The organism is Haloechinothrix salitolerans (assembly GCF_042662605.1).
GTDB classification, from domain to species: domain Bacteria; phylum Actinomycetota; class Actinomycetes; order Mycobacteriales; family Pseudonocardiaceae; genus Haloechinothrix_A; species Haloechinothrix_A salitolerans.
The window spans coordinates 1,745,947-1,757,906 of the sequence record NZ_JBHSXX010000001.1 but is presented as its reverse complement, the minus strand read 5'-3'; the positions used below and the strand labels follow the sequence as shown (position 1 = coordinate 1,757,906).

Below are 11,960 nucleotides of genomic sequence, written 5' to 3'. Positions count from 1 at the left end.
CAGACATGTTGGCGTACTTGACTGTCATCGTCGCCACCGTCCGCGCCCGCATCGAGCAGATTCGCGCGGACGAGCGTGGCTATAGCACGGAAACGGTCTTGGTCACCGCACTGCTGGTCGCCGCTGCGATCGCGGTGATCGCGATCATCGTCGCGGCCATCACCCGCAAGGCCAACGAGATCGGAGGCAAGATGTGATGGTGCGGCCCGCCGCTATGCGGAAAGTGCGACGCGGGTGGCCTCGTCTCGGCGGCGATGAACGCGGCTCGGTCACCGCCGAACTGGTCATCGCCGTACCAGCGCTCCTGCTGTTGCTGCTAGTCATCGCGCAGTTCGCGATCTGGGCGCATGCCACGCACATCGCCCAGGCCGCCGCATCCCAAGCTCTCTCGGCCGCGCGGGTGCAAGGCGCAAGCAGCGCCGACGGCCACGCCCAAGCCGAGGCGGTCCTCACCCAACTCGGAGGCGGCCCACTGCGTAACCCGAACGCGGCGGTCACGCGCGGCCCAGAACAGTCCACTGTGGATATCACCGGGCACGCCACGCGCGTGATCCCGTTCGTGGACCTGCCGGTGCACGCCCGAGCGGTCGGGCCAAGTGAACGGTTCGTGCCCCCGGAGACTAGCGGATGAAGACTTTCGTGACGCGGTTACGCCGTGACGAGGACGGATCGGTCGCCACCGAGCTGACCCTGCTCACCCCGGTATTGATCGTGCTACTGCTGTTCGTCGTCTTCTGCGGTCGGCTCGCCGACTCCCGCCTACGCGTGGACGATGCGGCCCATCAGGCTGTGCGTGCGGCAACATTGGCCCGCAGCAGCAGCCAGGCCACCAGCGACGCGCGCGCTACTGCCGAGGCGGCTCTGAGACAGGCCGGCATCAGTTGCCGGAGCCTCAGCGTGAATGCGCAACTCGGCGGCTTGCGCCCCGGGAGCACGGTGGTCGTCACAGTGAGCTGCGAGATCGGTCTCTCGGACTTGTCCCTGTTGGGGGTACCAGGGGCGACGACAGCCGACGCCTCGGCGTCGTCGGTCGTTGACCAGTGGCGCGGCAGCGTGGCTACCACGGGAGGTGCTGGCGAATGAAGCGACGTGCACGCTCGCTGGCCGCGGACGAACAAGGCCGGGTGACGGCGTTCGTTGTGATCATCACAACCGGCTGTCTGCTGTTCGCGGGCCTGGTACTCGATGGGGGGTTGGCGCTGGCCGCGAAATCGCGCGCCATCGGCCAGGCACAAGAGGCCGCGAGAGCCGGTGCGCAGGAGTTGGACTTGGCCGCGTACCGCTCTGGTGATGCTGCCCGGTTGAACCCCGTCGCTGCCCGCGCCACCGCGCGGCACTATCTGCACTCCATCGGCGCGACCGGCACCGTCACAGTCACCGACACCACGGTCCGTGTGCGTGTCGAGGCGCATCAACCGACCCAACTCCTCGGCCTCGTCGGGATCTCCGACATGACCGTCTCAGGCGCTGGGCAAGCCCATCCCGACCAAGGTGCGCTGGGAGGCAGCGGATGACACATCTTAGACGAGTCGCGTTCGGACTTCTTCGTGTTCTGGTGGCGCTCGCCGCCCTGCTCGCGCTAGCTGCGTTGCTGGTGGGCGTGCCGTGGGGCTTAGTCACCTTCATTGGCTGGCCGTTGCCAGACCACATTCCGACCGGCGACGAGATCGAGGCGACGCTGCTCAATCCCTTGTCGGTCACGTTGCTGCTCGACATCCTGGCCTGCATCGCCTGGCCCACCTGGGCTGTATTCGTCCTCGATGTCGCTCGCTGCATCCCGGACGCGCTGCGCGGCGTGCGTCCTCCTCCGATCGGACCGGTGCACGCGGTGGCCGGCGTGTTGGTGGCCTCCGCGGTCATCGGGCTGCTGCAACCGCGCGCTCCGGCCGCAAGCGCGGAACAGCTGCCTTCCGCGAACCCAGCCGCGACGGTGTCGACCACCCACTTCGATGCGATGCGGACAAGCGATAGCGCCGTCGCACAGCGCTCTCCGACCGGGACCGAGGTACAGGCCGAAAAGGGCACCGTGGTGGTGCAGCCCCCGCACGGCGGCATCCACGACAGCCTGTGGCGCATCGCTGAACGCGAACTCGGCGACGGTCACCGCTGGACCGAGCTGTACCGCATCAACCAGGGACGACCCCAAGCCGATGGACACGCCCTCACCAACCCGCACCTGATCCGGCCCGGCTGGATTCTCCAGTTGCCTGACGATGCTGCGGCTAACCCGGCGCCGCCGCCCGAACCCGCTCCACCGCAGCCGACCCCACCCCAACCGCCGACCGTCCAGCCCGCTCCGGACGCTGCACCGGACCAACATCACGCACCCACTCCGAACGCCGTCAGCACCACCTCGACAACCGCGATCACCCTGTGGAGCGGTGGACTGGTCGCCGCGATCCTGGCCAGCGCCGTCGCCTTCGCAATGGTGGTCCGCCGTCGCAAACGCCTGCGCGTCTACAAGCCCGGCAGCGGCGACCGCACCCCGCCTCCCGAGCCGGCCCCTGCCGTGCACGCACTCCAGCTGGCCTACGACGAAGTTCATCTCGATGATGACCACGACGACCAAGCGGAGCCGATCAGCTTCGGCGACGAGGAGCCGGCAAACCACTCCACCACGAACGCCACTGAACACGTCCACATGGACGGTGCCTGCGTCGCGGTCGGCGTCCGCTACGAACGCGCACGCGCCCTCGATCTCGCTGCGGTCCGCGGGCTCGGGCTGACCGGGCCAGGTGCAGAAGCCACGGCTCGCTCGCTGCTGGTGCACGTGCTGGGCACCACCCCCGCCGCGGTGGTCATCCCCGCAGACGACGCCCGCGCGCTGCTGGGCGCAGAACTGCCCTCCTCCTATCGGCTGCACATCACCGACGATCTACCTGGAGCCATCACGGCGCTGGAGGAGCGCTGCTCTCCCGACGGCTCCGGGGAAGAGGACCCGGTCCTGAATGCCGTCCTGGTCGCAGACATCGACCTCCCGCACGCGCGACTGCAATCCCTGCTCGATACCGGTTCCCGCCGCGGTGTCGCCGGCATCCTCCTCGGTCACTGGCCGGCCGGGGCCACCGTGCGAGTCCGCGCTGACGGCATCGTGGCAGCAGCCAGCCCTTCCCTCGACGACCTCCAGGGCAGCTGCCTGTTCCACCTCGACGCCGCCGACACCCGCGACCTGCTGGCGCTGCTCGCCGAGGCGCCGTCGCCGCGTCAGGCGGTTCTGGCCGACAGCACTCCCGAGCCCGATCTCGACGAGTCCCCCGGCACCACCGACGAGCCCGAGACGGCCGAACCCGACACCGCCGAGGAGCAGGAAGACAGCCTGTCGGTCTCCGTGCCCGAGCCGGAACTCGACGCCGGACCGGCCGAGGACGGCGATACCCACACTGACGAACCGCTGAACACGAAGACAGACAGCAGCAACGTTGAGGACGCCGACATCGAGACAACGTCCTTACTGCACCCTGACAATGAGCAAACGTCCGTCGGGATGGCCGAGGGAGAGGCGTCCGACCTGCCGACGTTGGTCGGTGCGACCGACGGGATTCGCCAACACCCGGAACTGCCGTGGGACCTGTCGATCTTCGGGCCGGTCACCTTGACCTGGCACAGTCCGGACGGGCACACCCACGACATCACGTCCGTGCTGGCGCCCAAGCACAAGGCGCTGCTGGTGTTCTTGGCCCTGCATCCGTCCGGCACGACACGCGAGGCCGTCCGCGAAGCACTCTGGCCCGACGCCCGGGGCCGGCGGCCCTTCAACGCCTTCTACGCGTCGCTGTCACAGCTGCGCAAAGCGTTCTCCCACGCCACCGGAGACCGCGCCGTAGATCTCATCTCCCAGCATGATGAGCAAGTCGCACTCGACCCCAGTCTCGTCGAAGTCGACTACTGGCACCTCCACGAGGCCGAGCACGATAGGCACACCGCAGCCACCGACGAGCACCGCATGGACGCCTGGTCGCGCATCGCGGCCGTCTACCGGGGCGAGGTCGCCGACGGCATGTCCGCGCTCTGGCTCGAAGGCCCGCGCGAAGCCGCGCACCGCACCGTGGTCGACGCGTTGGCGGGCATGGCTGCCCATTACCGCGGGCACGATCCGCACCGTCAACTACAGCTGCTCGAACACGCTCGGCTATTGAATCCCGAAAACGAGGCCATCTACCGCGACATCATGCGGGTGCAAGCTCAACTCGGGTTCACCGACGCGATCAGCCGCACCGTCCAATTGCTGACCACCACGCTCGCCGAGATCGGCGAGCGCCCGGACCACAACACACTGACACTGGCGCGCGCCCTACAAGCGCGCCAACACCGGGTAGCCAGCTAACAGACAATCGCCGCCCCCATCCCGGCGCAATCAAGTCTCATCGTTGTGGTGACGATCGTGTTCGCGCGTGACCCGGCTCTGGCGAACTCGCTCGATCAAATCCTGATGACTGGCTATCCAGCCTGCAGGTGGCCGCGCTCGTTCCTCCAGGAACTCGCGAAGAATCGGCGAAACCTCATACCAGACCGCCCGAGGTACCGACGAGTTATCCTCGTGCCGCAGCACCAACTCCTCCCGCTCCATTCGAGTCAACGTCTGCGACAAACTCTGCCTCGTAAGCGGCTTCGTCTTGTTTGACCACCGGTGCTGGGTACTACTCTCCTGGATTTCCTTCAACAGATCCAGGAAGCGCTTCTGGCCGGCCCAGAGCGCCACAACGATCTCCGGAACCCATTCCCCCTGCTGCCAATTCACGGCATCGAACCAGTTCAGCACCTCGTCGGCGCTAATCCCCATGCCTGGCTTCCTTTCCCCGTATGCTCCCCGATACCCTTATGGGGCAAGAGGCGACTCCCTTACCTGCTACCCACGCGGTCGGCGCCGGTAGCACCCCTGGACCATCCATGGTCACTCCGACGCAGTAGACACGCCGCCCAAGTGCGCCATTCGACCCCATTGAGTGGTCAGCTCCACCCGATCGGAGCAGCAGCTGATCTGCGCAGTGTGACCCAACGTGTCCCCTGCTCAACTGCTTACTCGTCTTCCCGCTCATCTGCCAGCTCACCTTCTTATTAAGCAGGAAGCCCTTCGGCGGCGCGTTGTCGCAGGTCAGCGCACCGCTGGCCCTTCCTGAGCACACCAAGCCTCGGTACCCCACGGGAACCGGTTGACGACTGGGAGAGATGGGGAAGGTAACAACCGGAGCCGACTGCGGATAGCGGACGCGAGATGGAGGATGGTGCAAAATCATTCCCAATCAGCTGTTTTCCAACGCCATTCTTACCTACCAAAAGCTCGCCTAATTCTCTCGCGAAAAGATCCCGCGCTTGGAATCAAGTTTGCCTTTGCGGCATCCGTTGAGTTGAGCATCTGCACTGGTCAGGATCACACGAAAGCAACTTGGGCGACCAAAGAAAATCGTCAGAAAACTGTCTTGCGATGTTGTGTCGCGCGCGGCGCCGGCGTTAGGCTAGAGCCATCGGAACACAGGGAAGAGAACCCGAAAGGTTCCGACCAGAAAGAAATATTGTGGGCAGGGATTCGCACCCCGATATACCCGCAGCCGTAATCAGTGAAAGGCATTCCCATGACTAGTGTGTCTGTTGAAGCGTGGTCGCATGGTGACGGGTATCTGACCGTGGACACGCAAGAATGGATCAACGATCGCGGCGAGTACGCGGACGATTTGACCGACGACTTGCGCGAGTGGATGGACGCGAACGGTCACCAGAGGCCGGATGATGACGTGATCGCGAAGTGGATCACTGATCGCACGGGTGAACCTCCGGCCGGTCTGCACGGTGACGGTGAGGTGTGGCATCACAACCTGGTCAACTTCGCTGATCACCTGATTGATGATCTCGGGTTCGTGGTGCTGTCCTCGGCCGGACTTGGCGATTTGATGATCACCGTGAGCGATCATCTCGGCTTGTACGTCACCCCGACCGTCTACCGTTCCATTGTGGACGAATTGGAAGAGTGGGCCGACTACTCCAACGCCACGGGTGAATGCGTGAACGGGCATCGCTGGGAGACCGCCGACACGGTGAACCTGTACTCCTGGTCGGGCAGCCCGCACGCCTACCGTGTGCCTGAGCTGGTACGTGTGCCATTCGGTGACCGCGACCGCGCCTATGTGGCCTGCCCGACCTGCGGGAAGGCCGTGCGGTTTATCTGCCGGTTCTGACCTCCCGTGCGGCCAGCCGCGCCGCTGGTGCCGCGCTGCGGCCGGCCGCACCTCCGTCCTTCCCTTCCGTTTGATCTTCCTTTCTGCGAGGTGCGCTGTGTTTGTGCTGTCCGCCAACGGCGAGATGATCTCCACCGACTACGACGACGACTCCTCGGTGATCACGTTCGAGAACGCCGAGGACACCGAATGGCGGTGTCAGGCGTGCGGCGAGTCCCTGTCTGAGGAATCGGACGGCTACGCCGACGAATCCGGCTCGCTGGTCTGCGATTCCTACGACCCGTACGAGGACCCCGAGATTGACGATGTGCAGTCCGCGCCGGACTTCCGCGAGGGTCCGCACCACCCGCAGCGAGTACCGCTGTCGTGGGCCAACGGCGCCACGATCCACACCGACCCTGACGAGGACTCGATCACGGTCACGATCAGCGTCGGCGACCCGCGCGGGGCGTTCGCCTTCACCGTGCGCCGTATCCCCGATGACGCATTGGACAACGGCGGCCGGCTGATCATGCACACCCCGTACCCGGGTGAACCGCTGCCGCACGTCGAGCTGACCACCGCCCACACCGGAACCTACTGGGTCGGCTGACTCGCTCTCGGGGCGCCCGGCACTCGGGCGCCCACTTCAGAACTTCCCTTTCCTGCAACGCCTTTCCTGGAGGTGTCCACAATGACCACCGCGACCAACGCCACCATGACCGCCGCCCCGTCTGGGGCGCCGCTGAGGTTCCGGACCGACCGGGCCGCGCTGGCGCACGCCTTGACCACCGTCAGTGTGGGACTGGCGCGCCGACCTGCCGTGCCGATGCTGGGCGGCGTCCTGCTGGACGGGCGTGACGGAGACCTAACCCTGACCGCTACCGACCTGGAAACCGTCGCCACGGTCCGCGTACCGGATGCCGCACCCGCCCCGGGGCGGGTGCTGATCGATCACACCGAAGCAACCAAGCTGCTCGGCGCGCTGGTAAAGGGCCAGCGCAAGCGCGGTGCCGACGCCGCGCCGGTCACCGTGTACACCACCGACGACGGAACGGCCGTGCTTGAACTCGGCGGCTACACCATGCCCATGACGACCTACGCGGCGGAGGACTTCCCGACGCTGCCGGAGACCCCGCCCACCGTCGCCGAGGTCGACCGCGAGCGGCTCACCACCGAAGGGCGGCGCGTGCTGGTCGCCACGGGCACCGACGACACCATCCCGATGGTCACAGGAGTTCAGGTGCGGATCACGCCCGGCACGCTCACCCTCGCCGGAACCGACCGCTACCGGCTGGCCGTCGCCGAGGTGGCCGCGACCACAACCACCGAGGAACGCGCGGTGCTCTTCCCGGCGCCGGTACTGTCCGCCGCGCTCAAGCACGCCACCGCCGACCGAGTGCGGTTCGGTATCGGGAACGACTGGGCCGGCGAGTGGGTGTCGCTGGCCTGCGGCAACCTGACCGTCATCACGCGGCCGATCGAGGCGCAGTTCCCCGCCTATGAGGAACTATTCCCGAGGTGGCCGCCACCGCGCGCGCCGACCGCGACGCTCTCGCCCACTCGACGGCACGCGCCGCCGCCGCATTGGAGGCCAAGAAACACACCACCCGGGACAAGCACGGGCACCGCGCAGCGGCACAGGTGGCGCTGACCGTCGAGCCCGCCGGCACGGTGTCTATCGCGCCCGTGCTCGGCGAGCACGCCGACGCGATAACCGCACCCGCACATCCGGCCGAGGTCAACGGCGCCGACGCACCAATGCGCGTGCTGTTCTCCGCGCCGTACCTGCGCGACGCGCTCAACGCGATCGACGGGGACACCGTGCTCTTCCAGCTCGCCACCCCAACGCGGCCAGTGCTGCTCACCGGAGCCGACGGGCAGGCATACCGGCACTTGTTGATGCCCGTCCGCCCGCCGAAGTCCTGAGCCTACGGCGGTGGCCCCGAACCGTGACGCCCTCCACCCCCGGGGGCCACCGCCAGCGAGGCCACCCCTTAACCGTTCCCATTGTCCTCATTGGAGGGATACAGCATGTCCTGTTTCGTTCTCCTGATCACCGATCCGACCTCGATGCGCCACGAGATCGAGCAATACGCGCGCGGAGTGTGTCTGGTGGCACGCCCGCCGCACCAGCTCACTGGGGAGGACTGGAACCGTGCCGCGTTGGTGCTGATCGACGCCCAGGCCGCGCCGATCTTGCGCGATCGCCCCCAGGAACTCCCTGCCCGCGACGCGGTGATACTGCTCGCCGATCCCGAGGATCAGGACGAGCCCGACCTGTACCGGCACGCCCTCACCCTCGGCGCCGCCCACCTGATCACGGTCCCGGACGGCTCCGGGGCATTGCGAACGCAAATGTCGATGCTCGCGGAACGCCCGGCCTTGGTGGTGGCGGTGCTTGATCCCGACCCGTCGGGTGAGGTCGGCACAGCGAGCACGGCCAGCCTCGCCTTGGCAGGCACTGCGGCTGGTGAACACCTCGGCCTGATCGACGCTCGCCCCACCCGGCTCAGCCTGCACCGGGCACTCCAGCGCGCGCGATACGACGCGCCCGTCGCCAGCTCGGGCAGCCTGCGCACGCTGTTCGTCAACGAGCAGCAGGCGCCCCCGCACGACGCCGTGCGAGACGCCATGACCGATCTCGCCCGCCGGCACGCGGTGACGCTGGCGCATCTGGACCCGCACCAGTCCGACACGGTGGCCGTGCTCGGCGGTGTCGACCTGATCATCGTTCCCGTTCGCGCCCGCTCGGTCACGGCGCAGGCGACGCGGAGCGTGGTCACCGCCGCGTGCCGCGCTACCCCGCACGTCCACGTGCACGTCATCGGGGATGCCGCCGACACCGACGTGGTCGAGGCGGTCGCCGCAGGCATCGGAGCCGGTTACCCGAGCATGACCGGCGTCGCTCCGCCCGACATGCCGGAGGAGTCCCGGCACGTGGACGTCCAGCTCGCCGACACCAGCCACCACCGACAGCTCTGGGAGGTGGTCGCGCGGTATCGGCCGCGCACCTCGTGCCCCGTCTGACCAGCACCGAACCCACAACTACACAGGGCGAGCGGTACGAGGCTGCGCGGTAGTTCAGTGAGCTATCCTGGCCGTGCCTCCCTTCGGGGACGGCAGCCCTTTCACAGGGTTACGGCAGGCCGACGGACCGTGCGAACACCCTTCGGGGTGGGTCCGTCGGCTTTCTTTCTGCCCCGGCCTCCCATGCCGCTCGCGTCGCCGCTGCGACCGAACTCCGCGACCGGCCAATCCGAGTCCGCTGTTCGTATCCCTCCTTTGCTGCCTAGCTTCTTTCTCTCCTTGGGAGGCCGCTGATGAAAACGAGTTGCGAACGTCCGTACCGAAGCATGATCGCCACCGCCGGAGCGGTGCGTCAGCTGCCAGAGGAAGCCACGGAATGGCATGTGCGCCGACTGGCTAATGAACTGGCCGATGCCGTGGTCGACCTGGACGCGCGGATGCGCGCCGGCCTGAATGTTCCCAGCGCCTGGCAGGTGGTCGCGCCCGGCGCCGACGCACACCAGGCGCACGACCCGTCCGACGCACGCGCCCCGGACGACAACCGCGCTCAGGACGACGAACCCGGGGACCGCTCGAACCCCGACGCTCCGGTCTTCTACTGCCTGCGCGCTGCCGATCTCGAAGAAGGCATGAGCACCGACGACGGACAGGACATCGTCTCGGTAACCGTCTTGGAAGACTGGGTCTTCGCCGACGTGTACACCCCTCGCTCCGACGATCCCCAGCAGGACGAAGAAAACCGTCACGAGACCGAATGCCGCATGTACCGGCCTGACGAACTCGTTGGCATGGCGACCTTCGTCGACACCGAGATCGACGGCTCCGAGGCCGACGGAGCCCAACCCGATCCCCACTCGCCTTCCTGCAGCGACTGATCCGGCAGGCGATCACGACGACGCGCGCATGCACGCGCAGAAAGGCCGATTCCTTCGCTCAGGCGCATTCCTCGTTGGGCACACCTGTGCCCGATGCAGGACAGCGCCGGGCACAACCGCCGCACACCAGGAGGGCGGACACGTGAGTCAATCCAACAAGCAACGGCGCACCCACCGCGACCCCGGCCAGCACGCCGTCGCCATCGCTGAAACCGTCAACACGGCGTGGAACAAGTCCAACCACTCGGGCCGCCGCGACGTGGCCCTGTCGGTCGTGGCCGCGTTGTCTCTCCTCGGTCAGCGCGACCCGCACGGCCCAGACCTGGCCGAACAGCTGCACGCGCAGAACGCCGGGGACTTCGCCGGCACACTGCGCGAGATCTACACCGCTCTGGTCAACGCCCGTCCGGACCTGACCCATCTCGTCTATCCGCTCATGCACTGGGTCTTCGATGAGCCGCAACCCGCGTTGCAGCGCGCCGCGAAGCACACCGCCGACGCCGCACTGCACGAGGGGCAGCTCGAACTCACCGGCACGGACGACCGCTACGACACCGACCTGCTCGGCGTCGTACTCACCCTGCTCAAGTCCGATTCGGCCGGCAAGGCGAACGCCCAGATCTACACCCCCACGCCGGTCGCGGACATGATGGCGCGTATGACCCTGCCCGATGAGGGCAGCTCGGTGTGCGACCCGGCTGTAGGCACCGGCGGACTTCTCCGTGCCGTCGCCCAAGCGATGCGCGAACACGGCCGAGACCCCACAACCGTCGCGTGGTACGGCGCCGACATCGACGACCTGGCCATCGCCGCCTGTGCGGTCAACAGCGTACTGTGGCGTCTCGGCCCGCGGACACTCCTGTGCGTCGCCAACACCCTCGCCGAAGGCGATTGGGCACGCCGCGCCGAAGCTCAGCGCACCGAGGTTCTGCAGCTCACCAAGACGATCCGCCGGGACAAGCTGATGATCAGTGCTGTCCGCGCCGCCCAACGGCTCACCGAGCTAGCGGTCGACGGCGGCCCCGACGACGATGACCACAACGAGGACCGGGAGTAGCGTGGCTGCGTTACACAAGCGCCGACGCGGATTTCGGGCGACGTGGTAGACACGTCGCACAAGGATATCCAGAGGTCAGACAGCGTGGCAGGTGGAGGTATTGGTGTCGGGTCGCTATTACCAGGCGAGTGTAAGGGCCGCACTGGCAGCGTTCTGCTCGGGCTATTGCTACTTTCCTGGATGCGGACAGAGACTGCTGTACTACATCGATGGTAAATGGGTTATCGGACTTGAAATCGCGCATATTTACTCTTTAGAGGACAACGGACCGCGGTCGCGCCCCAATATGCCAAGAGAGGATCGGAATGATTTTAAGAACTTGATTTACCTCTGCACTCTTCATCATAAGCTCGTAGACGCCAACGATGGGATGGATTATTCACCTGAAACCCTCCTGAAGTGGAAGCGGGATAATGAGTCGGACGAACAGATAGCGCTGCATTCCAAGAAACCCGTGACAGCCGAGATTCTTGAGCGCTATATCAACAACGCAATGGCTCAGCGCGAGGACGCCATCACCGAAGCATTGGATCGACTCGATCAAAGCGGCGATAGGGCTGCCGAGCTGATACGCGAGCTTCAGGCAGAGATTCGCGCACTGCGCGCCAAAGGAGCTGTCGTGGACGCCGACACAGCAAGCATGCTGAGCCGGGCAGCGAACAAACTTACCCACCTACCGGAGTCAGCCGAATTAATCCAATCGGCCGCCACCAAGATCGACCGCAGTGTAAAAGACGCATCGCGACTGTTTTGACGCCAATAGATCAGCCGATGCCGAACCATCTGAGGCCAGCGGGGATTAAACAGTAATTCCGAAACCCGTGTCACAGCCGCCTTGACTGAGGGCGA

General features: G+C 66.3%; 14 protein-coding genes. 13 read left to right on the top strand and 1 reads right to left on the bottom strand.

From position 1 onward, the window contains the following. The first annotated feature begins 5 nt into the window (after positions 1–5). From ACFQGD_RS08235 to ACFQGD_RS08215, 5 genes are read left to right on the top strand one after another with little or no spacing between them, the layout of a single operon-like run. Positions 6–197: a hypothetical protein gene (locus ACFQGD_RS08235; RefSeq protein ID WP_345394650.1), complete on the top strand. Its 192-nt coding sequence runs from the start codon at positions 6–8 to the stop codon at positions 195–197. 17 nt (positions 198–214) lie between these two features. Beyond that, the gene (locus tag ACFQGD_RS08230) at positions 215–631 is read left to right on the top strand and encodes a TadE/TadG family type IV pilus assembly protein (RefSeq protein ID WP_075849529.1); all 417 of its coding nucleotides are present in this window, start codon (positions 215–217) and stop codon (positions 629–631) included. Continuing rightward, positions 628–1,083 carry a TadE/TadG family type IV pilus assembly protein gene (locus ACFQGD_RS08225; RefSeq protein ID WP_345394645.1) on the top strand — a complete coding sequence of 152 codons (456 nt, stop codon included), beginning with the start codon at positions 628–630 and terminating at the stop codon, positions 1,081–1,083. The genes ACFQGD_RS08230 and ACFQGD_RS08225 overlap by 4 nt, the downstream gene beginning before the upstream one ends. Beyond that, on the top strand, positions 1,080–1,514 hold the full coding sequence (locus ACFQGD_RS08220; RefSeq protein ID WP_075849456.1) for a pilus assembly protein TadG-related protein: 435 nt from the start codon (positions 1,080–1,082) through the stop codon (positions 1,512–1,514). Before ACFQGD_RS08225 ends, ACFQGD_RS08220 begins: the two co-directional genes overlap by 4 nt. Next, entirely contained in the window at positions 1,511–4,324 is a 2,814-nt protein-coding gene (locus ACFQGD_RS08215) for a hypothetical protein (RefSeq protein WP_345394639.1), read from the top strand. Before ACFQGD_RS08220 ends, ACFQGD_RS08215 begins: the two co-directional genes overlap by 4 nt. A 30-nt stretch (positions 4,325–4,354) precedes the next feature. Here ACFQGD_RS08215 and ACFQGD_RS08210 read toward each other — a convergent pair whose 3' ends face one another. Beyond that, positions 4,355–4,780: a hypothetical protein gene (locus tag ACFQGD_RS08210; RefSeq protein ID WP_345394636.1), complete on the bottom strand. Its 426-nt coding sequence runs from the start codon at positions 4,778–4,780 to the stop codon at positions 4,355–4,357. Positions 4,781–5,570: 790 nt separating this feature from the next. On the opposite strand from ACFQGD_RS08210, the gene ACFQGD_RS08205 reads away from it, so the two are divergent. The 8 genes from ACFQGD_RS08205 (at position 5,571) to ACFQGD_RS08170 (ending at position 11,865) form a co-directional block, all read left to right on the top strand. Further along, a complete protein-coding gene (locus ACFQGD_RS08205; RefSeq protein WP_345394633.1) occupies positions 5,571–6,170 on the top strand; it encodes a hypothetical protein in 600 nt (199 codons plus the stop codon). A 97-nt stretch (positions 6,171–6,267) separates the two neighbouring features. Continuing rightward, entirely contained in the window at positions 6,268–6,762 is a 495-nt protein-coding gene (locus tag ACFQGD_RS08200; RefSeq protein ID WP_345394630.1) for a hypothetical protein, read from the top strand. An 81-nt stretch (positions 6,763–6,843) separates the two neighbouring features. Continuing rightward, positions 6,844–7,803, top strand: coding sequence for a DNA polymerase III subunit beta (locus ACFQGD_RS08195; protein ID WP_345394627.1), 960 nt, complete (start codon positions 6,844–6,846; stop codon positions 7,801–7,803). Next, positions 7,794–8,078 carry a hypothetical protein gene (locus ACFQGD_RS08190; RefSeq protein ID WP_345394624.1) on the top strand — a complete coding sequence of 95 codons (285 nt, stop codon included), beginning with the start codon at positions 7,794–7,796 and terminating at the stop codon, positions 8,076–8,078. The genes ACFQGD_RS08195 and ACFQGD_RS08190 overlap by 10 nt, the downstream gene beginning before the upstream one ends. Before the next feature lie 105 nt (positions 8,079–8,183). Further along, positions 8,184–9,179 (top strand): hypothetical protein, encoded by a 996-nt coding sequence (locus ACFQGD_RS08185; protein WP_345394621.1) that lies wholly within the window; start codon positions 8,184–8,186, stop codon positions 9,177–9,179. Between the two features lie 326 nt (positions 9,180–9,505). Then, positions 9,506–10,054, top strand: coding sequence for a hypothetical protein (locus ACFQGD_RS08180; RefSeq protein ID WP_345394618.1), 549 nt, complete (start codon positions 9,506–9,508; stop codon positions 10,052–10,054). 142 nt (positions 10,055–10,196) lie between these two features. Continuing rightward, positions 10,197–11,111, top strand: a complete 915-nt coding sequence (locus tag ACFQGD_RS08175; protein ID WP_345394615.1) for an N-6 DNA methylase — start codon at positions 10,197–10,199, stop codon at positions 11,109–11,111. A gap of 103 nt (positions 11,112–11,214) precedes the next feature. After that, positions 11,215–11,865: an HNH endonuclease gene (locus ACFQGD_RS08170; protein WP_345394612.1), complete on the top strand. Its 651-nt coding sequence runs from the start codon at positions 11,215–11,217 to the stop codon at positions 11,863–11,865. Positions 11,866–11,960 lie beyond the last annotated feature (95 nt).